24 protein-coding genes are annotated in these 24,917 nt (G+C 67.4%); 17 read left to right on the top strand and 7 right to left on the bottom strand.

The features are described 5' to 3' along the window. The first annotated feature begins 2 nt into the window (after positions 1-2). Positions 3-1,289: a UDP binding domain-containing protein gene (locus tag ACM26W_RS09965; RefSeq protein WP_416140670.1), complete on the top strand. Its 1,287-nt coding sequence runs from the start codon at positions 3-5 to the stop codon at positions 1,287-1,289. A 128-nt stretch (positions 1,290-1,417) separates the two neighbouring features. Here the strand turns inward: ACM26W_RS09965 and ACM26W_RS09960 are convergent, their stop codons facing one another. Next, a complete protein-coding gene (locus ACM26W_RS09960; protein ID WP_416140669.1) occupies positions 1,418-1,999 on the bottom strand; it encodes a superoxide dismutase in 582 nt (193 codons plus the stop codon). Between the two features lie 222 nt (positions 2,000-2,221). Here ACM26W_RS09960 and ACM26W_RS09955 point away from each other — a divergent pair, with 222 nt between their 5' ends. Genes ACM26W_RS09955 through msrA form a run of 4 tightly spaced genes read left to right on the top strand, consistent with a single transcriptional unit; the run spans position 2,222 to position 9,601 of the window. Then, entirely contained in the window at positions 2,222-3,133 is a 912-nt protein-coding gene (locus tag ACM26W_RS09955; protein ID WP_416140668.1) for a hypothetical protein, read from the top strand. 56 nt (positions 3,134-3,189) lie between these two features. Further along, complete coding sequence (locus ACM26W_RS09950) at positions 3,190-5,055, top strand: autotransporter assembly complex protein TamA (RefSeq protein WP_416140667.1); 1,866 nt, start codon at positions 3,190-3,192, stop codon at positions 5,053-5,055. Continuing rightward, positions 5,019-9,035 (top strand): translocation/assembly module TamB domain-containing protein, encoded by a 4,017-nt coding sequence (locus tag ACM26W_RS09945; RefSeq protein WP_416140666.1) that lies wholly within the window; start codon positions 5,019-5,021, stop codon positions 9,033-9,035. The genes ACM26W_RS09950 and ACM26W_RS09945 overlap by 37 nt, the downstream gene beginning before the upstream one ends. A gap of 35 nt (positions 9,036-9,070) precedes the next feature. After that, complete coding sequence (msrA, locus tag ACM26W_RS09940; protein ID WP_416140665.1) at positions 9,071-9,601, top strand: peptide-methionine (S)-S-oxide reductase MsrA; 531 nt, start codon at positions 9,071-9,073, stop codon at positions 9,599-9,601. Positions 9,602-9,608: 7 nt separating this feature from the next. Here the strand turns inward: msrA and ACM26W_RS09935 are convergent, their stop codons facing one another. Together ACM26W_RS09935 and ACM26W_RS09930 are read right to left on the bottom strand one after the other, a co-directional pair. Next, positions 9,609-10,643 (bottom strand): hydrolase, encoded by a 1,035-nt coding sequence (locus tag ACM26W_RS09935; RefSeq protein WP_416140664.1) that lies wholly within the window; start codon positions 10,641-10,643, stop codon positions 9,609-9,611. A 7-nt stretch (positions 10,644-10,650) separates the two neighbouring features. Further along, positions 10,651-10,782, bottom strand: a complete 132-nt coding sequence (locus ACM26W_RS09930; protein ID WP_416140663.1) for a hypothetical protein — start codon at positions 10,780-10,782, stop codon at positions 10,651-10,653. Between the two features lie 148 nt (positions 10,783-10,930). Between ACM26W_RS09930 and ACM26W_RS09925 the strand changes: the two genes are divergently transcribed. Continuing rightward, on the top strand, positions 10,931-11,398 hold the full coding sequence (locus tag ACM26W_RS09925; RefSeq protein WP_416140662.1) for a cytochrome c: 468 nt from the start codon (positions 10,931-10,933) through the stop codon (positions 11,396-11,398). Here ACM26W_RS09925 and can read toward each other — a convergent pair. Beyond that, a complete protein-coding gene (can, locus tag ACM26W_RS09920; protein WP_416140661.1) occupies positions 11,395-12,042 on the bottom strand; it encodes a carbonate dehydratase in 648 nt (215 codons plus the stop codon). The two genes, ACM26W_RS09925 and can, sit on opposite strands and share 4 nt — an antisense overlap. Positions 12,043-12,213: 171 nt before the next feature. Between can and gorA the strand changes: the two genes are divergently transcribed. The 4 genes from gorA to ACM26W_RS09900 all read left to right on the top strand — a co-directional run bounded on the left by gorA (position 12,214) and on the right by ACM26W_RS09900 (position 16,283). After that, the gene (gorA, locus tag ACM26W_RS09915; protein WP_416140660.1) at positions 12,214-13,593 is read left to right on the top strand and encodes a glutathione-disulfide reductase; all 1,380 of its coding nucleotides are present in this window, start codon (positions 12,214-12,216) and stop codon (positions 13,591-13,593) included. A gap of 267 nt (positions 13,594-13,860) precedes the next feature. Then, the gene (gene ectA / locus ACM26W_RS09910; RefSeq protein ID WP_416140659.1) at positions 13,861-14,439 is read left to right on the top strand and encodes a diaminobutyrate acetyltransferase; all 579 of its coding nucleotides are present in this window, start codon (positions 13,861-13,863) and stop codon (positions 14,437-14,439) included. Positions 14,440-14,532: 93 nt separating this feature from the next. After that, a complete protein-coding gene (gene ectB, locus ACM26W_RS09905; RefSeq protein WP_416140658.1) occupies positions 14,533-15,798 on the top strand; it encodes a diaminobutyrate--2-oxoglutarate transaminase in 1,266 nt (421 codons plus the stop codon). Between the two features lie 89 nt (positions 15,799-15,887). After that, positions 15,888-16,283 (top strand): ectoine synthase, encoded by a 396-nt coding sequence (locus ACM26W_RS09900; protein ID WP_416140657.1) that lies wholly within the window; start codon positions 15,888-15,890, stop codon positions 16,281-16,283. Between the two features lie 58 nt (positions 16,284-16,341). Here the strand turns inward: ACM26W_RS09900 and ACM26W_RS09895 are convergent, their stop codons facing one another. Next, positions 16,342-16,959 carry a DUF3833 domain-containing protein gene (locus tag ACM26W_RS09895; protein ID WP_416140656.1) on the bottom strand — a complete coding sequence of 206 codons (618 nt, stop codon included), beginning with the start codon at positions 16,957-16,959 and terminating at the stop codon, positions 16,342-16,344. Positions 16,960-17,235: 276 nt separating this feature from the next. On the opposite strand from ACM26W_RS09895, the gene ACM26W_RS09890 reads away from it, so the two are divergent. The 6 genes from ACM26W_RS09890 to yidD all read left to right on the top strand — a co-directional run bounded on the left by ACM26W_RS09890 (position 17,236) and on the right by yidD (position 21,976). Then, complete coding sequence (locus ACM26W_RS09890) at positions 17,236-18,078, top strand: ATP-dependent zinc protease (RefSeq protein WP_416140655.1); 843 nt, start codon at positions 17,236-17,238, stop codon at positions 18,076-18,078. A gap of 48 nt (positions 18,079-18,126) precedes the next feature. After that, positions 18,127-19,632, top strand: a complete 1,506-nt coding sequence (locus ACM26W_RS09885; RefSeq protein WP_416140654.1) for a UUP1 family membrane protein — start codon at positions 18,127-18,129, stop codon at positions 19,630-19,632. A 20-nt stretch (positions 19,633-19,652) separates the two neighbouring features. Further along, positions 19,653-20,645, top strand: a complete 993-nt coding sequence (locus ACM26W_RS09880; protein WP_416140653.1) for an alpha-L-glutamate ligase-like protein — start codon at positions 19,653-19,655, stop codon at positions 20,643-20,645. Positions 20,646-20,712: 67 nt separating this feature from the next. After that, positions 20,713-21,156 carry a transcriptional repressor gene (locus ACM26W_RS09875; RefSeq protein ID WP_416140652.1) on the top strand — a complete coding sequence of 148 codons (444 nt, stop codon included), beginning with the start codon at positions 20,713-20,715 and terminating at the stop codon, positions 21,154-21,156. A 26-nt stretch (positions 21,157-21,182) separates the two neighbouring features. After that, positions 21,183-21,623 carry a phosphoribosyl-AMP cyclohydrolase gene (gene hisI / locus ACM26W_RS09870; protein WP_416140651.1) on the top strand — a complete coding sequence of 147 codons (441 nt, stop codon included), beginning with the start codon at positions 21,183-21,185 and terminating at the stop codon, positions 21,621-21,623. Beyond that, a complete protein-coding gene (gene yidD, locus ACM26W_RS09865; protein WP_416140650.1) occupies positions 21,623-21,976 on the top strand; it encodes a membrane protein insertion efficiency factor YidD in 354 nt (117 codons plus the stop codon). The genes hisI and yidD overlap by 1 nt, the downstream gene beginning before the upstream one ends. 3 nt (positions 21,977-21,979) lie before the next feature. On the opposite strand, the gene ACM26W_RS09860 is transcribed toward yidD, so the two are convergent. Both ACM26W_RS09860 and ACM26W_RS09855 read right to left on the bottom strand, forming a co-directional pair. Further along, on the bottom strand, positions 21,980-22,405 hold the full coding sequence (locus ACM26W_RS09860; protein WP_416140649.1) for a SufE family protein: 426 nt from the start codon (positions 22,403-22,405) through the stop codon (positions 21,980-21,982). Between the two features lie 38 nt (positions 22,406-22,443). Next, positions 22,444-23,622 (bottom strand): tyrosine-type recombinase/integrase, encoded by a 1,179-nt coding sequence (locus ACM26W_RS09855; RefSeq protein WP_416140648.1) that lies wholly within the window; start codon positions 23,620-23,622, stop codon positions 22,444-22,446. A 256-nt stretch (positions 23,623-23,878) separates the two neighbouring features. Between ACM26W_RS09855 and ACM26W_RS09850 the strand changes: the two genes are divergently transcribed. Then, positions 23,879-24,913 (top strand): DNA-binding protein, encoded by a 1,035-nt coding sequence (locus tag ACM26W_RS09850; RefSeq protein ID WP_416140647.1) that lies wholly within the window; start codon positions 23,879-23,881, stop codon positions 24,911-24,913. Positions 24,914-24,917: the final 4 nt, after the last annotated feature.

The raw sequence follows: 24,917 nt of genomic DNA, 5'->3' as shown, positions 1-24,917 counted from the left end.
TCATGCGAGTACTGATTCACGGCAGTGAACTGGCCGCGGCCACCGCCGCCGCCGCGCTCTCTTCGGTGGGCCACCGCGTCACCTGGCTCCCCCACCCGGATACGCCCTGGGCGCAGCTCGAGCACGCCGATTGGCTGAGACGCGAACCACGCCTGCTGGCCCAGCTTGCCGAGGCTCGTGACAGCGGCAGCCTGCAACTCGTTGACGCCCTCGAAGCGGGATGCCCCGCTGACCAGGAGGTGGTCTGGCTGGCCGTCTCGCCCGGGCAACGCGGCGACCTGGGCGAGCTGCTGGCGGCGCTCTCCGCTGTGTCCGGGGAGCTGCTGGTGGTCAACAACTCCACCTTCCCGGTGGGCGAGACCGAGCGCCTGGAGGCCCAGCTTGGCGGCGGCGGCCGGACGGTCTCTCTGCCGGATCTGCTGGAAGAGGGCCGAGCCTGGGACACCTTTACCCGGCCGGCGCGCTGGCTGCTCGGCTGCGACGATGCCGCCGCCGAAGTGCGGATGCGTGAGCTGCTGCGGGCCTTCAATCGCCGCAGCGAGGTGATCCAGCGCATGCCGCGCCGCGCCGCCGAGCTCACCAAGCTGGCCATCAACGGCATGCTGGCCACCCGTATCAGCTACATGAACGAGATGGCCGGCCTGGCCGATAGCCTGGGCGTCGACGTGGAGCATGTGCGCCAGGGCATGGGCGCCGATTCGCGCATCGGCTACGAGTATCTCTACCCCGGCTGCGGTTTCGGCGGCCCCAATTTCTCCCGGGACCTGATGCGCCTGGCCGATGTCCAGTCCGCCAGCGGGCGCCGCTCGGCGCTGCTCGAACAAGTGCTCGACATCAACGAGCACAAGAAGGAGACGATGTTCCGCAAGCTGTGGGCCCACTTCCATGGACGCCTGGAAGGGCGCACCGTGGCCATCTGGGGCGCGGCCTTCAAGCCCGGCACTGCGCGTATCGATCACGCCCCCGTTCTACGACTGCTGCGTGCCCTCTGGGCAGCGGGGGTGAAGGTGCGTCTCCACGACCCCGCGGCGATTCCGGCGCTGCTGGATGAGGTAGGTGAGCAGCCGCTGCTGGAGGTGTTTGATGGCGACCCCCTCATCGCCTGTGAGGGTGCCTGTGCGCTGATGCTGGTGACCGAATGGAAGGTCTACTGGAACCCCGATTGGGAACGGCTGACCGCCCTGCTGGGCGAGGGCATGTTGCTGGACGGCCGCAACATCTACGACCCGGGATGGGTGGCCGCCCAGGGGCTTCACTATCGGGGGATCGGCCGCCGTGCGGATCCCTGAAGGCACTCAGGAGGTTCCCCGCATAGGTTCCTGATCGGATAAGTTTCCGGCGTATACGCAAGCGGCCCCGCCAATGGCGGGGCCGCTCCTGTCTGCTGGGCGTCAACGACGCCCGACGTGATCGCCGATCAGCCGGCGAAGTTCTGGGCAACGAATTCCCAGTTCAGCACGTTCCACACGCTCTCCAGGTACTTGGGGCGGGCGTTGCGGTAGTCGATGTAGTAGGCATGCTCCCACACATCGATGGTCATCAGCGGGGTCTGGCCGTGGGCGATCGGGGTATCGGCGTTGCTGGTGTTGACGATGTCGACGCCACCATCCTCGGTCTTGATCAGCCAGGTCCAGCCGGAACCGAAGTTGGCCACGGCGTTGGCGTTGAAGGTCTCCTTGAACTTGTCGAAGGAACCGAACTTGGCGTTGATGGCCTCGGCAAGGGGGCCGGTGGGCTCGTCGCCGCCGTTGGGCGCCAGGCAGTGCCAGTAGAAGGTGTGGTTCCACACCTGGGCCGCCTGGTTGAACAGGCCGCCGGAGGAGGACTTGATGATCTCTTCCAGAGACTTGCTGGCATCAGCGGTGCCTTCGGTCAGCTCGTTGAGCTTGGTCACGTAGGCCTGATGGTGCTTGCCGTAATGGTACTCGAGGGTCTCGGCGGAGATGTGCGGCTCGAGTGCGTTCTTGTCATACGGCAGGGCGGGCAGTTCAAATGCCATTCAGGTTCTCCTCGGTCGTCACAGTGAGTCACAGCAGTCGTCCATGGTGGGTATTCCTTGCCTGGACTTCAAGGGGGCCGCTCCGTTGGCCGGACCCCGTGCGCCGTGGGGCAAAAAAACCTTACACTACAGCGACGCTGTACAGGGTGCCGCGGCATCATAGCACCCGTCGCAGGGGTCGCCAATTGCGCCCCGCGCCCACCGCCTGAGAAGGAGTTGAGCATGGCTGATCGCCATGAGGACCGTCGCCATCCCGGGTCCATCGTGCCCGACCCCGAGGCCAGCCTGGCCTCTCGGGGCCGGCGCGGGCCGCCGCCACCGAGGGTGTGGCCGCTGTGGCTGCTGGTGCTTGGCCTGATCGCCGCCGGAGGCGGAGCGGGTTATCTGGCCTGGGAGGAGCGAGCGCGGTTCGACACCGAGCTGGCTCGGCTCTCGGGGGAGTTGTCCAACGTCCACGCGCGCTTCGATGCGGCGCTGGGGGAGGGCGATGCACTGACTCACCTCGAGGAGCGCCTGACCGCCCAGCAGCGCCGCGACGAGGCCCATGATGGCCTGCTGGCGGTGCTTGAGGAGGATCTTGCCGCCGGGCTGGACGCCCAGGAGGCTCGTCATGACGCCCTCCAGCAGCGTCTGGTACGTATCGCCGAAGCCGCCGCCACCCGCGAGGCGATGCTGGCGGCGACCCAGGTCTCCCTGGATGCCCTGGAGCGTGCCGGCGCCGAGGGGCGGGCGGCACTGGGCGATGCCTTCGAGGCCCAGCGTGACCGGTTGTCCGACCTGGTCGAGGCCCAGGCGCAGGATCGTCGCCGTCTGGAGGCGCTGGACGAGCGGCTCGACGCCCTTGCCGCCGATACCGGCCAGGCCGAGGGCCTGGAACGCCTGGAGGCAGATCAGCAGGCCCTGTCCGAACGCCTCGCCGAGACCGAGGAGGCCACCGAGCGGGAGTGGCAGGGCCTGGAGGCGCGCCTGGTCGCCCTGGGGGAAGAGGTTGAAGCCCTTGCCTCGGCAAGGGATGATGATCGCCGAGATGACGATGCCCTGACGGCACGCATCACCGGCCTGGCGGTGGAGATCGGCGAGCTGCGGCGCACCCAGCTGGCCCTGAGTGCGCGCCTCGAGGCGCTGCGTCCCTGAGGGAGGCAGGCCGGCGAGGCAAGAAGACGAGTCGCACGGAACGAAGGCGTCGAGAGATGGAGAATCATGTGGGAATACGCCTGGGAACCGCGACTCTGGTGGCCGCCCTGGCCCTGATGCCGGGCTGGGCCGCCGCTCTGGACGTGCGCATCGACGGCGTCGACGGCAACGTGGCCGATAACATCCGCCACTATCTGGATGGCCTGGACCCCGAACAGTTCAGCCGGGTCCGGGTGGAGGGCGAGGCCCAGCGTCGCGCCCGAGAGGCCATGCGGGTCTACGGTTACTACGAGCCCGATATCCAGCTGCGCCTGGACGAGCGCGACCCGCCGCGCCACATCGAGCTGGCCATCGACCCCGGCCCCCGCGTCATCATCGAGAGCCTCTCCTTTCGCCTGGCCGGCGATGCCCGCCAGGATGCGCCCTTCCAGGACGCCATCGACGCCTTTCCGCTGGCCGAGGGCGACCCCCTGGTCCATGCCCCCTATGATCGACTGCGGGCACGGCTGGCCAACCTGTCCCTGGAGCGGGGCTACTTCGACTGGCGCTTCACCGACCGCCGTATGGAGGTGCGCCCCTTCGCCGAGAGCGCACGGCTCTACCTCGCCCTGGACAGCGGCCCCCGCTATCGCTTCGGTAATGTCAGCCTGAGCGGCAGCCATATCGAGCACGACCGACTGCGCAACATGCTGACCTTCGCCCCCGGTGACCCCTATCTGGCCGGCGATCTGGCCCGCTACAACCAGCGGCTGGGCCAGACCCGCTGGTTCGGTTCGATCACCGTGCGCCCAAGGCTGATGGAGGGTGAGGCACTGATCCGCGACGCCGCCGCGGATGACGCCGACGGTTGGTGGGGCGAACTGGAGGTTTCGTCCACTGAGGCCGACACACCTGCCCTGGAGATGGCGGCGGTGGATGCCGCCACCGCAGTGGTGCGGCGCGGCCCCCCCGAGGTGCCCATCGACGTCACCCTCACGCCGGCCGACCGCCACCAGTTCGAGGTGGGGGTGGGTTACGCCACCGATGTGGGCCCAAGGCTGCGCTTCTCCTGGAACCAGCCGTGGATCAATCGCTATGGCCACGGGCTGGACCATGACCTCTTCATCTCCGCCCCGGAACAGCGCTTCGCCGGCGTCTACAACATGCCCCTGGAGGATCCGCTACGCGACAGCTACCGCTTCCAGTACGGCTTTCGCCATCGTGACAATCAGGATACCCGCTCCCTGGAGGCGACCCTCGAGGGGGCGCGGCGCTGGGAGTTCGAGAACCGCTGGGTGCAGACGATCTACCTGCGCAGCACCTTCGAGGACTTCACCCAGGGCGGCGACGACGAACAGGTGGTGATCCTCTATCCCGGCATCAGCTGGTCGCGCACCCGCACCCGCAACCCCACCTTTCCCACCTGGGGGGATCGTCAGCGCATCGCCTTCGAGGTCTCCGACGGCCTTTGGGGCTCCGAGGCCGATTTTCTGCGCATGACCGGCGAGACCCAGTGGATCCGCATGTTCGGCGACGACACTCGCCTGGTGGCCGGCATGGGCATCGGCGCCATGGAGACCGATGACTTCAACAAGATTCCTCCGTCGCTGCGCTTCTTCACCGGCGGCGATCGCAGCGTGCGCGGCTATGCCTACGAGAGCCTGTCGCCACGCAACGAGGACGGCAAGCTGACCGGCGGCCAGCAGCTGCTGACCGCCAGCGCCGAACTGCAGCGCCGAGTGACCGGCGACTGGTGGGGCGCCGCCTTCGTCGATACCGGCGATGCCTTCGACTCCTGGGGTCCCGGTGACCTCAATACCGGTGCCGGCCTCGGCGTCCGCTGGATCTCGCCGGTGGGTCCGATCCGTTTCGACATCGCTCACCCCTTCGACGACGAGGACAATGCGTGGCGCATCCACTTCGCCATCGGTCCAGAGTTCTGAGCCTGCTCTGGGCCCTGATTCGCCTGCTGATCGTGCTGCCGCTCACCCTGCTGGGGCTGGTCATCCTCGCCCTGGGCCTGGCGCTGTCCCCCTGGGGCACTGGGCTGTTGCTCGACGCCGGGCAGCAGCAGGGTTTCTATACCCTGGAGTCCCATGAGGGCGCGCCCCTGGAGCGGCTGGTGCTGCACGGTTTCAAGCTCGAGGCGGGCCCGGCCCGGGTGGCACTGCAGCGCCTTGAGCTCGCCTGGGGCGATGACTGCCTGCTGAAGGGTCGGCTGTGTCTCGACACCCTGGCCGTGGAAGGCGCCCGTATCCGGATCGGGGCGGGGGAGGAGAGCGAGGACGAGCCGGATGCCCCCGGCGTGCTGCCGGAAGAGATTCGCCTGCCGTTCCCGGTCGAACTGCGCGCCCTGGCGCTCAACGACGTGGAGGTGATGCTGGCCGATGGCACCCGGCTGCGCTGGGACACCTTCACCAGCGGCGCGCTGGCCGAGAAGGACAGCGTCACCCTGCTGCCCACCCGTCTGACCGGCACCCGGCTGCTACTGCCCCTCTCGGCGGGGGCCCAGCTCGCCCTGAGCGAGGCCGAGTACGTAGGCACGCGGATCGCCGCCGCGGCCATCGATGCCGCCATCGCAGTGCATTCGCCGCTGCCCGCCGAGGTGGCCGCCGAGCTCGAGGGACTGGCCGGCGTGCCGCTGGCCGAGCAGCCCCGCCGCGAACTGCCCGAGATCCGCCTGCCGCTGCGCCTGGAGGTGCCGGAGCTCCTGGTGGAGGACACCGCCCTGGAAGGCGCCGTGGAGTATGGCATCGAGCGCCTGGCGCTGACGCTCTCCGCTCGCGGCCACGACGTGGAGCTTCATCCGCTGGAGGTGAGCAGCCGCGATGCGGATGCCCGCCTTCAGGCTCGGGTATCGCTGCGCGACGACTATCCACTGCAGGCGCGGCTGCAGAGCGCCCTGTGGCTGCCGGACCAGCTCCCCGAGCTCGCCGGCCAGCGCATCGACCTGGCCCTGGACGGCAGCCTGGCCGACCTCCTGGTCAGGCTCGAGCTCGACGGACCGGTCAACGCCGCCCTCGACGCCCGCCTGGATGCCCTCGAGCCGACGCTGCCCTTCACCGCCTCGCTGGCCAGCGACCTGCTGCAGTGGCCGCTGCCCGGCGCCATGCCCGACGACGAGGCCGCGCCGGAGCCCTGGCTGGTGGAGGAGCTGAGCCTGCGCGCCGAGGGCCGCCTGACCGACTATCGGCTGGCTACCTCGCTGATGGTGGAGGGGCCCGATGTGCCCTTCACACGCGTGGCTCTGGCCGGCAGCGGCGATCTCGAACACTTCGCCTGGACACCGCTTTCGGTGAGCCTGGCCGGCGGCTCCCTGGTGACCCGCGGCCGCGTCGATTGGGCCGAGGCCCTGGCGGTAGAGGCGGTAGCCCGCCTGGATCATGTCGAGCCCGGTCGCTTCGTGGAGGGCATCACCGGGCGCCTGGACGGCGATATCGAGGCCAGCTTCACCCAGACCGCCGAGGGCTGGCATCTGGCCATTCCGACACTGACCATCAGCGGCGTGTTGCAGGACCTGCCGCTGTCCCTGGATGCCCGCCTGGCGGGCGACAGCGAGATGCGCTGGGAAATCGAGACCCTCGATTTCCGTCAGGGAGAGAATCGCCTGAACGCCGCGGGGCGGGTTGGCGAGGCCGTCATCGATCTAGCCGGCGAGCTGAACATGCCAGCTCTGGCGAGCCTTCATGACGACCTCAGCGGCACCCTGGCCGGACGCTTCGCCGCCACCGGCAGCCTGGAAGCGCCACAACTCGACCTCGATCTCAGCGGCGATGACCTGGCCTTTGCCGAGCATCGTGTGGCATCGCTGCGCGTGAGTGCCGACATCAGCGGCATCGAGGACCCGGCCCTGAACGTGAGCCTCGAGCTCGAGCGCCTCAACGCCGCCGGCCAGCGCTTCAGCAAGATCACCCTGGGGCTCGAGGGTCTGTTATCCGCCCACCGCCTGACCCTGGCGGCCCAGGCCGAGAGCGGCATGCCACTCTCCCGGGCGGCGTTGACGCTGGAGGGCGGCCTGGATGGCGCCCGCGAGCGCTACCGCGGCGAGCTCTTGCCGCTGGAGGTCGACACCGACTTCGGCGATATTCGCCTGGTCGGGCCGCTGGCCTTCGAGGCCAACCTGCCTGCCGGCAGTGCCGCCGTGCAGCCCTTCTGTCTGCGCCGAGAGCTGGGTGGCGAGCTGTGCCTGAGCGAGCCGCTCGAGGAGGCCTCAGCCGACAGTGGCCGAGCCGCCCTGACCCTGCGCGAGCTGCCCATGTCACTGCTCGAGGCGTGGGTGCCGGAGGAGTGGACCCTGGAGGGCGAAAGCGAGCTCGACCTGGTGGCCGAGTGGCGCCAGGGCGGCAACGCCTGGCAGGCCGACCTGCGCCTGGCCAGCGAGCTGGCCCTGCAAGGGCTGGATGCCTATGGCCAGCCCTGGTCGCTGCCGTCCTCTCGTCTCTCTGCCCAGCTCTCTGCCACCCAGGACCGGGCCGAGGTCGACCTCGACCTGACCCTGGCCGAGGCGGGGCGTGTCGGCCTGGTGCTGGTCATCGATGACCCGGTGGGTGTTGGCCGACTCGATGGCCGCCTGACCCTGGACGACCTGCGCCTGGACCGCTACCGCACGCTGGTGGCGGGCATGGAGGCCCTGGAGGGCCGCCTCGACGGCCAGGTGGCCATCACCGGCACGACCCAGACGCCCGCGCTGAATGGCCGCATCGGTCTAGCGGGATTGCGCCTGCGCGGCGCGGATATCCCGGTGGAGGTTCGCGACGGGGAGATCGCAATCGAGCTCGCTGGCGACCAGGGGCGCATCGACGGCTTCATCGCCGCCGAGGAGGGGCGACTGGCCATTCGCGGCGATGCCGCCTGGCCCAGCGCCGACGACTGGCGCATCAGCATCGCGCTGGATGGCCGTGACCAGCCGCTGCTGGCAGTGTTGCCGGCCTTCGGTCGCCTGCGCCTGGCGCCGGACCTGACCGTGCTGGTGACCCCGGCGCTGCTGCAGGTGCGCGGCGAGGTGAGGGTGCCCTGGGCCCGCTTGGAGGTGGGCGAACTGCCACCCTCCGCGGTGGCGCCAAGCCCGGACGAGATCATCATTACCCGCAGGGATGAGGAGCGCGCCCAGCGCCAGGCCGAACGTGCCGCCGACATGCCCGACGGCGAGGCCGGCGCGGATGCCGCCCAGGCCCTGGCCCAGGCCGGCATGGCGGTGGATGTGCAGATAGAACTCCGCCTGGGGCCCGATATGCAGCTGGCGGCCTATGGCCTGGAATCGGGGCTGGCCGGCACCCTGGAGGTGCGTCAGCAGAGCGGACCGGTGCAGCTGTTCGGCGACGTCAGCCTGGTGGACGGCCGCTTCCGAGCCTACGGCCAGGACCTGCTGATTCGCGAGGGGCAGCTACTGTTCAGCGGCCCGCCGGACCAACCGCTGCTCAACTTCGAGGCGGTGCGCAATCCCAATGTCACCCAGGACGGCGTAATCGCCGGCCTGCGTGTCACCGGCACCGCCGCCGAGCCACAGCTGCGGGTCTTCTCAGAACCGGCCATGGACGAGGCGCGGGCGCTTTCCTACCTGCTGCGCGGCCGCGCCCCGGACGACAGCGATACCGACGGGGCCCTGACCCAGGCGCTGATCGGCCTGACACTCGGGCAGACCGGCGGTGCCGTGGGCGCCATCGGCGAGGCCTTCGGCATCTCCGACCTGGGCCTGGAAGCCGCCGGCACCGGCGACGAAAGCCAGGTGGTGGTGAGCGGCCAGCTCACCGATGACCTGCGCATCAGCTACGGCGTCGGGGTCTTCTCGCCGATCGCCGAGCTGACGCTACGCTATACCCTGTGGCGCAACCTCTATCTGCAGGCGGTTTCCGGGGCGGCCCAGGCGGTGGACCTGGTCTATGCCTTCAGCCGTCCCGGCACGCCGCCGAGAATCACCGAGTGATGGCTTTCAACGACAACCCGCGGAGGGAACACAAGATGGCGACGGAAACCTGTGTGCTGGGCGGTGGCTGCTTCTGGTGCCTGGACGCCAGCTTCCGCCTGGTGGAGGGCGTGGAGCAGGTGGTGAGCGGCTATGCCGGGGGACAGGATCCGGCACCCCGTTATGAAGCGGTCTGCCGCGGCACCACCGGTCATGCCGAGGTGGTCGAGCTGACCTATGACCCGGCGGTGATCGGCTTTCGCGACCTGCTGACGATCTTCTTTGCCCTGCACGACCCCACCACACTGAACCGCCAGGGCAACGACGTGGGTACCCAATACCGCTCGGCGATCTATACCCTGAACGAGGTCCAGGCCCGGCAGGCGCGCGAGATGATCGCCGAGCTTGCAGGCGACTACGCGGACCCCATCGTCACCGAGGTGGCGCCTCTGGAGGCGTTTTACCCCGCCGAGGGGTACCACCAGGACTACTTCACCAAGAATCCCGGCAACGCCTACTGCCAGTTCGTGATCCCTCCCAAGCGCCACAAGCTGGCCCAGCGCTTCGCTGATCGGCTGAAGGGCTGACGAGTCTTTATCGGGCCGCCTTCAGCGGCCCGGCGGGGAGGCGCCGAGGCCGGCCGGTGAAGCTCGGCGCCCAGTCCTCGAGCTGACGGCTCACCCGGCGCGCCAGCCAGGAGCGCAGACGACCGTCGCGCCACTCCATGAAGCCCACGTGGCCGCCGTGACGGGCGAGCTCGACCCGCACCGATTCGCCGGGAGGCGGCAGCCGGTCGTACAAGTCCGGCGGCATGAAGGGATCGTCCTCGGCGTGGAGGATCAGGGTCGGTAGCTCCAGCTCGCCGATCCAGCGGCCCGCCGAGGCACGGCGGTAGTAGTCTGCGGCGTCGCGAAACCCGTGCAGCGGCGCGGTGACGACGTCGTCGTAGTCGCGCAGGGTGCGCAGCTGCTCGAGCCGTTCGACGCCAAGATCCAGCGGTAAGTCAGCCAGCCGGCGGGCCGTCTTGGCCTTGAGGGAGGCGAGCAGATGGCGTTGGTAGACCCGCGTAAAGCCCTGCTGCAGGCAGTCGGCGCTGGCCGACAGGTCCAGCGGGGCGCTAATGGCGATGGCGCCGGCCAGGTCAAGGCCGTCGCCGCCCTGTTCGGCCACCAGCTTGATCAACATGTTGGCGCCCAATGAGACCCCCGCCGCCACCTTGAGTGCCCGCGGGTAGCGGTGGGCCAGCTGGCCGATCAGCCAGTAGGCGTCGGCGGTGTCGCCGCTGTGGTAGGCCCGGGGCAGTCGGTTGGGCGATTGGCCGCAGCCGCGGAAGTGCATCAGCACCGCCCGCCAGCCCAGCGCATTGGCCGCGGCCAGCAGCTCCCGGGCATAGGGGGAGTGGTAGGAGCCTTCCAGGCCGTGGAAGAGGATGAACAGCGGCGCGGCGGGATCCTCGGGACCCGGCATCACCCAGGCAAGCTCCACGAAGTCACCGTCCGGCAGCGTCAGCGTCTCCCACCGGTGGGGCAGTCGGCGCCGCGGCAGCAGACGAGGCAGCAATGTCTGGATATGGCGGTTGGCCAGCCCCGCGGGGGGCACGAAGTCGGCGCGATGCAGCTGACCGATCATGGCGGGTTCATGGCTCCTGGCGATGGCGATGGGCCTCGAGCAGCATGGGGATGACGTAGCGCCCCGGCTCCATGGTGACCACCATACCGGCCTCCAGTTCCCGGGTCAGGCGCAGCGCCGGAAGCTCGCCTTCGATCAAGGGTCTCGATTTCCTTGCCGGATGGGCGTGCCGAGACATTCGCTTGACACATTGTAGCCTTCCGCCCGATCACTGGGCAGGGCAGACAGGGCTCGGTTCGGCTGGCATGATGCGCAGCGACGAGTCATAGGGGGAGGAGTGGATGCTGATGCTGCGGACATCGCTGATTGCCGTGCTGGCCCTGGGGCTGGCCGGCCCGCTGCAGGCCGAAACGCCCGCCGCCGAAGGTCCACGCTTCGAGGATCATCGCCACGCCGTCACCTGGCGCCGCGAGGAGCTCAAGGGCATCGAGCGCCTGGTGCGCCAGCTGCGCTTCGATCTGGTCAACAATCGTGATGCCCGCGGCGCCGAGCCGCGCCTGGAGGAGTTGGCCGAGCTGGCCAGCGGCGCGCATCTGCTGCCCGCCTTCATCGAGGGCAGCCACGGGCGGGGCTCGGAGGCCCGGGCGCGCATCTGGGAGGAGTGGGAGGAATTCGAATCGGGCTTTGCGGCCCTCGAGGAGCGGGTCGCGGCGCTGCGCGAGGCCGCCGAGGCGGAGGACTATCGCCTGGCGACCCGTGAGCTTTCCGATCTCAGCCTGACCTGCCGCAGCTGTCACCGACGCTACCGCTACTAGCCGGCCGGGGCGAGGCCCTCGATGCGATAGAGGGCCTCGACCTGGTCGAGCCCGGAGATACTGCAGTCCAGGTCCTTGACCCGGCCGTCCGCCAGCCCATAGACCCAGCCGTGCACCGATATTGCCTGGCCACGCTGCCAGGCATGCTGGATGATCTTGGTGCGGCACAGGTTCATCACCTGGGCCTCGACGTTGAGCTCGCACATGCGATCCACCTGGTCGTCCAGGGACAGCGTGGCGAGGGAGTCGCGGTGGCGGCTATAGAGTTCGCGCACCGAGTGCAGCCAGATGTCGACCATGCCGTTGTCGCCTCCGACAACCGCCGCCCGCACTCCGCCACAGCCGTAGTGGCCGACCACCATGATATGGCTCACCCCCAGCACCTCGACGGCGTACTGCAGCACCGAGAGAGCGTTGAGGTCATTGTGGTGGACCAGGTTGGCCACGTTGCGGTGCACGAAGACCTCGCCGGGCGGCAGCGAGATGATCTGGTTGGCCGGCACGCGGCTGTCGGAGCAGCCGATCCACAGGTAGTCGGGGTTCTGCTGCCGAGAGAGGCGGGCAAAGAACTCCGGGTCGTCACGGCAGACCTGCTCGGCCCAGACGCGGTTGTTCTCCAGCAGGCCTTCGATTTCCTTGTTCATGGCGGGACGCTCGTAGTCAGTGGGGGCGGGAGGCCAGACGACCATTGGCGAAGGTTTTTACCCGGTTGGCCCGCGCTGGGTCAAATCGCCGCCTGCCGAGGCATAGGCCCGGCTGCTATCATGCCGCCATGACGTATCGGGCCTCTGGCCCCCCAGCAACAGGAGAACCCCGTGTCCGAGAATACCGAATCCCAGTACGATTGGGACCTCTTCGTCATCGGCGCTGGCTCCGGTGGCGTGCGGGCGGCTCGCACCGCGGCCGCCACCGGCGCCCGGGTCGCCGTGGCCGAGGACCGCTATCTCGGCGGCACCTGCGTGAACGTGGGCTGCGTGCCCAAGAAGCTCTACTCCTATGCCGCCCATTTCCACGACGCCTTCGAAGACGCCGGTGGCTTCGGCTGGCAGCTCTCCGAGGCGCCGCGGTTCGACTGGCCGACCCTGCGCGACAACAAGGTGGGCGAGATCAAGCGCCTCAACGGCATCTATGGCCGCCTGCTGGAGGGCGCCGGCGTGCGCCTGATCCAGGGCCGGGCGCACATCCTCGACCCGCACACCATCGAGGTGGCGGGGGAGACCCACCGTGCCGCGAAGATCCTGGTGGCGGTGGGCGGCTGGCCGTGGGTGCCCGAGTTCCCGGGCAGCGAGCTGGCCCTGACCTCCAACGAGGTGTTCGACCTGGACGCCTTCCCGGAGCGCTTCCTGGTGCTGGGCGGTGGTTATATCGCCGTTGAGTTTGCCAGCATCTTCAACGGCCTGGGCAGCCAGACCCACCTGGTCTATCGCGGCGATCTCTTCCTGCGGGGCTTCGACCAGCAGGTGCGCGAGTTCGCCCGCGACCAGATGGCCGCCAAGGACGTCAACCTGCACTTCGAGACTAACATCGAGCGCATCGATCAGAGCGAGGGCGGCCTGGCGGTGACGCTGACCAGCGGCGAGGTGCTCGAGGTGGATGCCGTGCTGGCCGCCACCGGTCGCCGACCCCACCTGGCGGACCTCGGGCTCGACGCCCTGGGCGTCGAGCTTGCCGACAGCGGCCATGTGAAGGTCAACGATCGTTTCGAGTCCTCGCTGCCCTCCGTCCTGGCACTCGGCGATGTCACCGGCGGCCCCGAGCTGACCCCGGTGGCCCTGGCCGAGGCGATGCACCTGGTGGCCCACCACTTCGGCGACACCCCGCCGGCCGCGCCGCTGGACTACCGCAATATCGCCACCGCCGTATTCTGCCACCCCAACATTGGCACCGTGGGGCTCTCCGAGGAGCAGGCTCGCCAGCAGTGCGATGAGATCCGCGTCTATGTCACCGACTTTCGCCCCATGAAGCACACCCTCTCGGGGAGCCAGGAGCGCTGCCTGATGAAGCTGGTGGTGGACGACGCAAGCGATGTGGTGGTCGGCGCCCACATGGTGGGCGAGGAGGCCGGGGAGGTGATCCAGGGCATCGCCATCGCCGTGCGTGCGGGCCTCACCAAGGCCGATTTCGACGCCACCGTGGGCATCCACCCCACCGGGGCCGAGGAGTTCGTCACCCTGCGCACGCCGACGCGTCGCTGATGCCGACGGCATCATGATAGCTGGTGTCGGGCCGCCCCAGGGTGGCCCGACGATGTTATGGCCTGCCGTCGTCACAAGGCTGGGCTAGACTGATCTAGCGGAGAGCCGATCCCATCACGCCACCTGATTCCGGCAGACGATCCCGCTGCGGTAACGGCAGGGTCCATAATTATTTGTTATGGAATAGGCCCTCCAAAATAATCGACAATTTGAAATATCGGCCTGCGCTGGTATAATCTTCGTCAAATTCGCACAGCGAAACCTGCCATGATGACAACTTCCGTACCCTTCACACCCTCTGCTGACCTGGCCCGCCCCAGTGTGGCTGACGCCGTGGTCGGCGCCGAGAGTACATCGCTGTTCATCCGCAAGCCCAACCCGGATGACGGCTGGGGCATCTACGAGCTGGTCAAATCCTGCCCCCCGCTGGACGTCAACTCCGCCTATGCCTATCTGCTGCTGGCCACCCAGTTTCGCGATAGCTGCGCAGTGGCCACCAACGAGGAGGGCGAGATCGTCGGCTTCGTCTCCGGTTATGTGAAGAGTAACGCGCCGGATACCTACTTTCTGTGGCAGGTGGCGGTAGGCGAGAAGGCCCGCGGTACCGGGCTGGCCCGGCGCCTGGTCGAGGCCATCTTTTCACGCCCCGAACTGGTCGAGGTACACCACCTCGAGACTACCATCACCCCGGACAATCAGGCCTCCTGGGGACTGTTTCGCCGCCTCGCCGACCGCTGGCAGGCACCGCTCAACAGCCGCGAGTACTTCTCCACCGACCAGCTCGGCGGGGAGCACGACCCGGAGAACCTGGTCCGCATCGGTCCCTTCCAGACCGATCGCATCTGACCTCTCATATGACGCCATGGCCGGTCCCATGACCGGCCATGGCATGCCCACGTCTTTTATCCCAGTGACTCACCGACCGACAGGAGGTCGACAATGCAGCCCCAGATCCTCGAACGCATGGAATCCGACGTACGGACCTACTCACGTTCCTTCCCGGTGGTCTTCACCAAGGCGAAGAATGCCCGCCTCACCGACGAGAACGGCCGCGAGTACATCGACTTCCTGGCCGGTGCCGGCACCCTCAACTACGGCCATAACAATCCTCAGATCAAGCAGGCGCTGCTCGACTACCTGGCCGAGGACAACATCATCCACGGCCTGGACTTCTGGACCGAGGCCAAGCGCCACTACCTCGAGACCCTCGAGGAGGTGATCCTCAAGCCGCGCGGTCTCGACTACAAGGTGCAGTTCCCCGGCCCCACCGGCACCAATGCCGTCGAGGCCGCCATCCGCCTGGCGCGCAATGCCAAGGGCCGCCACAACATCGTCACCTTCACCAATGGCTTCCACGGCGTGACCATGGGTGCCCTGGCGACCACCGGCAACCGCAAGTTCCGCGAGGCCACCGGCGGCGTGCCCACCGTGGGCGGCACCTTTCTGCCCTATGACGGCTACCTGGGCGACGGCACCGACACCCTGGACTACTTCGAGAAGCTGCTCTCCGACAAGTCCGGCGGCCTCGACGTGCCGGCCGGGGTGATCGTCGAGACCGTGCAGGGGGAGGGCGGCATCAACGCCTGCAGCCCCGAGTGGCTCAAGCGCCTGGAGCAGATCTGCCGGGCCCATGACATCCTGCTGATCGTCGATGACATCCAGGCGGGCTGTGGCCGTACCGGCAAGTTCTTCAGCTTCGAGGAGGCCGGCGTGGTACCCGACATCGTCACCAACTCCAAGTCGCTCTCGGGCCTCGGCCTGCCGTTCGCCCAAGTGCTGATGAGGCCGGAACTCGACGTCTGGAAGCCGGGCCAGTACAACGGCACCTTCCGCGGCTTTGCGCTGGCCTTCACCACCGCCGCCGCCGCCCTGAACCACTACTGGCGCGACGATAGCTTCGCCAATGACGTGCAGCGCAAGGGCGATATCGTCGCCAAACGCTTCGGCAAGATCGCCGCCTGGCTGGGCACCCAGGGCATTGACGCCACCGTGCGCGGCCGCGGCCTGATGCGCGGCATCGACGTGGGCAGCGGCAAGATCGCCGACAAGATCACCCATCAGGCGTTCGTGAACGGCCTGGTCATCGAGACCAGTGGCCAGGATGGCGAAGTGGTCAAGTGCCTCTGCCCGCTGACCATCACCGATGACGATCTGCAGCAGGGTCTGGACATCCTGGAAGAGAGCGCCAGGCAGGCGCTGAGCTGATAGTCTGAGACGACCGCCCGCGGGCGGTCTGTTCAACGACCGGTCGGCGAGGCCCATCGGTCTGTTATTGACACCACTGGAGATCATCCATGATCGTTCGCAATCTCGAGGAATGCCGCAAGTCCGACCGCCTGGTCAAGGCCGAGAACGGCAACTGGGACAGTACCCGCCTGAGCCTGGCCGATGACGGCGGCAACTGCTCCTTCCATATCACTCGGATCTACGAAGGAACCGAGACCCATATCCACTACAAGCACCACTTCGAGGCGGTCTACTGCATCGAAGGGGAAGGCGAAGTGGAGACCCTGGCCGATGGCAAGATCTGGCCGATCAAACCGGGTGACATCTATATTCTCGACCAGCATGACGAGCACCTGCTGCGGGCCAGCAAGACCATGCACCTGGCCTGCGTGTTCACGCCGGGCCTGACCGGCAAGGAAGTCCACCGCGAAGACGGCTCCTACGCGCCTTCCGACGAGGGCTGAGCCCAGGGCTGTGCCACAACTGTGAACAAGACCAGGGCACGATGACGCCTCCGACACCTCAGGTGTCGGAGGCGTCTGCATTGGTATCCTGAGACTCGATGTCTTCTGAATCGCCGTCGTCTGAACCGGTGTCGACGCGTTCGAAGACGAGGGTGATCCGCGCCAGGGTGATACCGAACTTCTTCATGTCCGTGCGGTTGATCAAACGGTCGTCCGGCTGCAGGAACATCCAGTCATCCATGGTGAAGGTGATCTCGCGCCCCGAGACCTCTACGGGCAGCCGGTAGGTCATGTTGAAGGCGTGGCCGGCCTGGCGGGCCTCCACGGGACCCTCGACGTCGTTGGCGTTGCCGATCCAGCGGCCGTTGTCCTGACGCTCGAAGGTCCAGACACGACGATCGGTCTCGCCGTCGTCATAGATGAAGTGCTCGTCGAGGACCAGGGTGGTACCGTCGTGCTCGCCGTCGATGTCGACCACGAAGCGGCGCTGCACCTCGCCGCGGTAGTCCTGCACCATGCCCCAGGCACGGGTGCGGCCGTCGAAGTATTCACCGATATCGAGCACCGGCGTCGTGTCGGCGTAATGGTCGATATCGTCGCTGCTGCAGCCGGCCAGGAGCAAGGGCAGGGCCAGCAGGGGGATCAGCAGAGGGTGAGACCGTAATTTCCGATACATTGCCAATTCCTCGTCAAACAGGTGTAAAGGTTTTCTTCATCCTAGCCGTGGACAGGACCCGGAACCAGTGGAAACTCGAGGACATCAGCCTCGGCTCCTTCCCTCATCCTCAACTTCGCATAATGTATATTATGTTAAATCGACACTAAGGCGGCTCTTGTCAGCCCACTCCGCTCTCGGTTTTCCGGGTATTTACACCGACCCGGTTGGACAAGCCTGCCGGGGACTCCTTATCATCACGCGACACGCGACCGACCCAAGGAACATCTCCGACTCATGTCACGACGCCTGCTCTCCACCGGTGCCCTCTCTCTCGGTCTGCTGCTGATCGCCGGCTGCGCCCTGCCCATCGAGCAAGGCGAAACGGAGTCCGTGCTGGGTCCCGACGAATTTGCGCTTCGCATTGATCGCCTGGAAACCGACCTGGCGACTCGCTGCGACCTCCAGCAGGCGAGCCTCACCGAAAACGCTCGTCGTCAGGAGACGCTGGTGGCCGACGTGCGCGAGGTCGGCAGCCTGCTGCGTCACCTGCGGGCTGACGTCGAGCGTCTGGAACATGCCGAGAGTGATCCGGCGCTGGTCACCCAGGAGTGTGCCACCGTCGAGCCTGCGCTCGGCGGCAAGACCGTGGTCGGCCGCAGCGAATGGATCGGTCTGCCCGATGTGGGCACCTATCTGAAGGCGCGGATCGATTCCGGCGCCAATACCTCGTCACTGTCGGCCAGCGAGATCACACGCTTCGAGCGCGACGGCGCCAACTGGGTGCGCTTCAAGCTAGGCCTCACCGAAGACGACGTGGTCGTGGATGGCACAGGCGATGAGTGGATCGAGGCACCGGTGGAGCGCCGGGTGCGCATCGTGCAGGCATTCGGCGAGGGAACCCGCCAGGTGGTCAGCCTGATGATGACCCTCGGGCCGATCCGCGAACCCGTGGAGTTCACCCTCAACGACCGCACCCATCTCAACTACCCGGTGCTGCTCGGACGGCGCTTCCTGATGGATATTGCGGTGATCGATGTTGCCGAGACCTACCTGCACGAGCGCCCCGAGTTCCCCGGCGGACGCCCGGCCGACGAGGCCGAAGCCGACGAGAATGACCGGGACGACGAAGAGCGCTGAGACTCCCTGCCCGGCCTCTCCTTCTCCTGATCTCGCCAAGGAAGCCCCATGTCACGACTGCCCTTCTATCTGCTCGTCGGCCTGCTGCTGGTGGCCGGCATCGGCCTCAGCGTACAACGCCACATCGCCCTCGAGGTGCCCTGGACCCCCGGCGAACAGCGCGAGGTCTGGGAGATCGAGGCGCTGGTCAACTTCACCGCCCAGGACGGCCCGGTGCTGGTCAATATGGCGCTGCCGTCCAATCAGCAGTCCTTCCGACTGCTCACCGAGCATACCGCCTCGCCGGGCTACGGCCTGGCCTTTCTGGAAGAGAACGGCGGCCGCCGCGCCCAGTGGTCGATCCGCGAGGCCACCGGCAGCCAGCAGCTCTACTACACCACCCAGATGCTGGCGACCCCGGACGCCCGCCCGGTACAGAGCGAACCCCCGGAACTGCGCCGCGACATCATCTGGGAGCGCCCCTATGACACCGCAGCGGCCCAGGTGATCGAGCGCGCCTGGAACCGCAGCGCCGACGGCTTCACCTTTGCCCGTGAGCTGATCCGCGACTTCGGCGACGAGCGCCAGGCCGAGAATTCCCGCCTGCTGCTGACCCAGTTCGAGCGCGGCCCGCTGCTGGTGCGCCTGCTCAACCAGGCCGGCGTGCCGGCCCGGGAGGTCAGCGGCCTGCTGCTGGAGGACGCCCGCCGCCGTCAGACCCTCAGCCAGTGGGTGCAGGTGTTCGACGGTGAGCGCTGGGCCCTGTTCGACCCGACCACCGGCGAACAGGGGCGTCCCGACAATCTGCTGTTCTGGGAGGCCTCTGGCCAGGCGGTGCTCGAAGTCCAGGGAGGGACCAACTCGCGGGTCACCTTCTCGATGCTCAACCGTAACCAGCCGGCGGCCGCCGCGGTGCGCAGCCAACTGGCCGAGGACACCCTGCTTAACTTCTCCATCCATAGCCTGCCCCTCGAGGAACAGGCGCTGTTCCAGACCATCCTGCTGATCCCCATCGGCGCCCTCGTCGTGGTGCTGCTGCGCATCCTGGTGGGCATCAAGACGTCCGGCACCTTCATGCCGGTACTGATCGCCCTGGCCTTCATCCAGACTACCCTGATCACCGGCCTGGTCGGCTTCCTGCTGGTGGTGGCGGTGGGCCTGGTGATCCGCAACTACCTCTCCTATCTCAACCTGCTGCTGGTGGCGAGGGTCTCGGCGGTGATCATCACGGTGATCGCCATCATCTCGGTGTTCTCGGTGCTCTCCTACCGCTTCGGGCTCAATGCGGGGCTGACCATCACCTTCTTCCCGATGATCATCCTCTCCTGGACCATCGAGCGCATGTCGATCCTGTGGGAAGAGGAAGGCCCCAGAGAGGTGCTTATCCAGGGCGGCGGTAGCCTGCTCACCGCGGTGATCGCCTTTCTGGCCATGACCAACCCCTGGGTGCGCCATATCACCTTCAACTTTTTGGGGGTGCAGATGATCCTGATGGCGCTGATCCTGCTGCTCGGCAACTACACCGGCTACCGGCTGCTCGAGCTGCGCCGCTTCAAGCCGGTTAGCGAGGATTGAGCGTCATGTGGAACTGGACAATGAGGAACTGGACCTCCCCCGGGAAGTTGCGCTTCAAGGGGATCATCGGCATGAATCGCCGCAATATCCGCTATATCGGCCGCTACAACGATCGGCGCCTCTTTCCCCTGGTGGACGACAAGCTCAAGACCAAGCTGCTGGCTCAGGAGTACGGCATCACCACGCCGGCGCTGATCGGCACCGTCGCCACCCAGTTCGGGGTCAAGCACCTGCGTGAGATGCTTCGCGGCCACGAAGGGTTCGTGATCAAGCCGGCCAAGGGCAGCGGTGGCAAGGGAATACTGGTGATCGACCACGTCGAGGATGGCGCCTTTATCAAGCCCAGCGGCGTCCGGCTGACCCTCAAGGACGTCGAACGTCACGCCTCCAATATCCTCTCGGGCCTCTACTCCCTGGGGGGCTCCCCTGATGTGGCGGTGGTCGAGGCGCTGATCAACTTCGACGAGCGGCTCGCGGAGTATACCTACGAAGGTGTCCCCGACATCCGGGTCATCGTTTTTCTCGGCTACCCGGTGATGGCGATGATGCGCCTCTCCACCGCGGCTTCGGACGGCAAGGCCAATCTTCACCAGGGCGCCGTGGGGGTGGGCCTGGATATCGCCACCGGCAGCGCCATCCGCGGCGTGCAGTTCGACCGCACCCGTATCGACCACCCGGACACCGGCCACGAGCTGGCCAGCCTGCAAATCCCCGACTGGCGCACCCTGCTGCTGCTGGCGGCCGGGTGCTACGAAATGACTGGGCTGCTGGGCTATCTCGGCACCGACGTGGTATTGGACCGCGATCATGGCCCCATGCTGCTGGAGCTCAATGCCCGTCCGGGCCTGGCCATCCAGATGGCCAACGGCGAGGGGCTGCGCCGTCGCCTCGACCTGATCGAGCGTCAGCCCGCCGGCGTCTCCCCCGAGGAGCGCGTGGCCTTCGCCCAGCACCATTTCGCCCGCCGCAGCGAACTCGAGTCAAGCGCCGACGCGACCGCCCTGGCCGTCTGACGCTCGCTGGCCGGGCCGGGGTCCGACGCGTAGAATAGTTTCTCCATTTCGCCAGTTGATGGTCGTCATGCCAGACTCTCGTGCCCTGCTCGACCAGGCAGCGCAGCAGTGCCAGCAGCGCGGCGCGCGATTTACCCCGATTCGGCGGCGCGTGCTGGAGATGATCGCCGAAGCCCCGGGCAGTCTGAAGGCCTATGACCTGCTCGACCGCCTGGCCGAAGAGCACGCCGCCGCCCGACCGCCCACCGTCTACCGCGCCCTGGAGTTCCTGATCGACCAGGGCCTCGTGCACCGCATCGAATCGCTCAACGCCTACGTGGCCTGCCCCTGCCCGGAGCATGCGCACGGCTTCCAGCTGCTGATCTGCCGGCTCTGCGGTCGGGTCGAAGAGCTGCACCTGGACGACGTCAACGCCCAGCTCTCGCGGCGGGCCCGTGACCTGGGCTTTCGCGTTGAGCGCCAGACCATTGAACTGCTCGGCCACTGCGAGGCGTGTCACACCGCCCCCTGAGCCGACCCCAGCTGACCGGACCCGCTATGCAAGATACCTTCAAGGCCCTGGAACGGGCCGAACGCGATAGCCGCCACCCCCTGGCCGAGATCCTCGACGCCGTCCGCTTCAATGCCGACGGCCTGCTGCCCGCCATCGCCCAGCAGCATGACTCCGGCGAGGTATTAATGATGGCCTGGATGAATCGCGAAGCGCTGACGGAGACCCTGCGTACCGGCCGGGTCTGCTACTGGTCCCGCTCGCGGAGCCAGCTGTGGCGCAAGGGCGAGAGCTCCGGCCAGCAGCAGCATCTCAGGGCCGCCGCCCTGGACTGCGATGGCGACACCCTGCTGCTGCAGGTGGACCAGACCGGTCCTGCCTGCCATTCCGGTCGGCGTAGCTGCTTCTACGTGGCCCTGGAGGGCGAAGAGGCACGCATCACCACGGCCCCGCTGATCGACCCCGACACGCTCTACGGCAAGGCCTGATGCCCTGCCTCGCCGCCTGGCTGGCCCGGCTGCTGCGCGCTCTGCGCCAGGGGCTGGCGTTCCTGATGATCGGCCTGGTCAAGGTCTACCAGGTCACGCTGAGCCCGCTGCTCGGGCCCCGCTGTCGCTATTGGCCGAGCTGCTCGAGCTATACGGTGGAGGCGATTCAGGTGCATGGCCCGCTCAGGGGCGGTCTGATGGCCGCGCGGCGCATCGTTCGCTGCCATCCCGGCTGCGAGGGCGGCATCGACCCGGTGCCAGGCGGTCCCAGCGAGCAACTCTGCCGCGAGGACCCGGAGCTGGACGAGGACTTTCGCCCGAGGGGACCGGACGATGGCCGCGAGAAGCCATGAGGTTCAGGCGGCTTCCTGCTCCGCCACCTCGTAGATGCGCTTGAGCATGGCGTTCAGGCCATTGCTGCGGGTCGGCGAGAGGTGCTTGTCGAGCCCTAGGTCCGCCAGGAAGTGCGGGCTGGTACCGCGGATCTCGGCGGCGGTCCGGTCGCTGTAGATGCGCATCAGCACGGCGATCAGCCCGGAGACGATGGCGGCATCGGAGATGGCGTCGAAATGGATGCGCTGGCCGTCGCGTTCATGGTGCATCCAGACGTTGGACTGGCAGCCCTGGATCTTCAACTCGTCGCTCTTCCACGCCTCGGGGAAGTCCGGCAGCGCCTTGCCCATGTCGATGATGTACTGGTAGCGGTCCATCCAGTTGTCGAACATCTCGAACTCTTCGCGCAGCGTCTGCTGCGCCTGCTCGGCGGTGGCTTCGGTGGTCATGGGATCTCCTTGGTAAGGGTTGCGCTGATTATACCCGGTTAGGCGCGCTCGGCTCGAATGGACGAGTTGCTCGGGGCTGTTCCGTCGACAAGCCCCTCACGCTTGGGTGTCAGCTGGTGCAATTCCTGCTGGCGGTGCCAGGCCTCGTCCTCGGCGTGCAGGTAGCGGGCGGTGGTATCCAGGCGCGAGTGGCGTGCCGTGGCGGCCAGGTAGCGCAGCTCCACCCCCGCCTGGGCCTGATGGGTCAGCGCCGTATGGCGCAGCCAGTGGGGCGTGGCGGCGCGCAGGCGCATTGCCCAGAGCCGGCCGCCCTCCCCCAGTTCGCCCTCCAACGTCACGGCGGCCTCGCCAAAGGCATCGCGAATCAGCCGATAGAGACGGTTGTCGCCCAGGCCGCGCTGACCATCCAGGGCGCGCAGCAGGGGCGTGGCGTCATCCGGCAGCGGTTCTGCCGCGAGCTTCAGGGCCAGGCGCCACTCCATCAGCAGCGCGACCATGTCCGGCGGTACCGGAACCATCGCCGTCTTGCCGCCCTTCCCCATGACCCGCCACCACCAGCGCCCCTCGCGACGCTGGAAGTCTCCCATGCGTGCCGCGCTCATCTCGCTGATGCGCGGGGCCAGCAGATAGGCGAAACCGAACACCAGCCGCCGCCGCTGCCGTTCGAAGCGCTGTCGTGGTGACTCGCCCGCCTCCGACAGACGGTCGATGCCTCGGTTCAGCCAGCCCCAGAACCACTCCCACAGCGGGTGCTCGAGATAGCGCTCGATGCTGCCCTGGCGGTTGTCCAGGCGCCGGCGCTTGTCGCGCATCAACCGGAAGGGGTTGTGCGCCACCCAGCCCGCCTCAGCGAGCCAGGCATACATTCCCTGCAGGATCACCAGGCTCTGGCGGCGACTGGCGGGTGCCAGCGGCCCGCGAAAGGGCCGCCAGCCATCGGCATGGCGTGGCCTGGGCGGCCCGATCCAGCGCTCCTGCGGCTGCGGATCGGCTAGGAAGGCCTCGAAGGCGTCCAGGTGATCACGCCTCACCTCGGCGAGGCTCAGGCCCTGCTCCGCCAGCCATAGCAGCAGGCGCTCGGCCTCGCGCCGATAGGCGCGCTGGGTCTGATGGCTTGCCCGGTACTCGGCCAGCCACTGCCCCACCGCCTCCACGTCGCTGCGGGCTGCGATATGGGAGCCTTGCTCGACGGCTGGCAAGGCGACCAGCTCAGACATAGGGCTTGTCGAAATCGGCTCACTGCTCACGCTTCACTCCTCACCACTCACTTCGCTCAGTATCCCAACTCCGCCCAAGGAAAATCAAGATAAGCCGCGTAATCTTGATTTGATGGCACCTATCGTAACGTTATTTACGTATTACATATAATGTAATAATCTTCCCTTTCGCCCTTTCTCGGGCTATGCTGCGCCTCTCACGGCCGCGCCGGGCCCTCAATCCCGCGATGGCCAGCACCAGGCAAGGAGCAGAGAGATGGCACGCAGCGGTGTGCAGTACGAGGACGTGCAGCGGGCGATCGATGACCTGCTGGCGCGGGGCGAGGCACCCAGCGTGCAGAAGGTGCGCGAGGTGCTGGGCACCGGCAGCTTCACCACCATCAGCGACCATCTGCGGGAATGGCGCACTCGACGCGAGGAGAACCGTGACGCGCCGCCGCCCCGCGGCATGCCGGCCGCCCTGCAGGAGCTGGCCGAGGAGCTATGGAAGAAGGCCCAGGAGAGCGCCAACGAAACGCTGGCCCACTACCGCGAGGAGGCCGATCGCCGCGTTGAAGAGGCCGGAACGCGGGTGGCCGGGGCTCGCCGCCAGGCCGAGGATGCCGAGCAGCGCGAATCCGCCCTGGCCGCCCACCTGGCCACGACCGAGCAGCGCCTGGAGGAGCGCAGCACCGCCCTGGCGCGCGCCGAGGCGCAGCGGGAGCAGCTCGACGAGAAGAGCCACCGGCTGGAGACTCGGCATGCAGAACTGGAGGGGTTGCTGGCGCGGATTCGCGGCGAGATGACTCAGCAGGTGCGTGAGCATCAGCAGGCCGTGGATGCCCTGGAGACCCGGCAGCGCGAACGCCTGACCAGAGAGGAGCAGCGCCACGAGAGCGCCGAGGCCCGGCTGATGGGATTGCTGGACGAGGCACGACAGGAGCGCCTGACCGGCGAGAAGGCCGCGGCGGAGCGGGAGAAGCAACTTGGCGTCCGTCTGGAGCGCCTCGAGCAGCAACTCATGGATGTTCGCGGAAAGCTGGCCGAGGAGGAGAAGCACCATCGGGAGACCGACTGGGCGCATCGCCAGGCCAGGACCCTGGCCGATACCCGTTTGCACGAGCAGGCCCTGCTGCAGGCGCGCATCGATGAGCAGAAGCGCCTGCTGGAGGAGCAGGCCCGCCGCCTGCGCGACCTGGAGCAGCAGCTCCACCGCTGCCTGTGGCAGACCCCGCCTGCGCCGGAGGGAGAAGAAGAGGACGCCGAGAACGACGAAGGCCCCGCCGCAGCGGAGCCTTCAGAAAACACCTGACTGA

The organism is Halomonas sp. HK25, assembly GCF_047795635.1.
Taxonomy (GTDB): domain Bacteria; phylum Pseudomonadota; class Gammaproteobacteria; order Pseudomonadales; family Halomonadaceae; genus Halomonas.
This window is presented reverse-complemented; position numbering and strand designations above follow the sequence as displayed.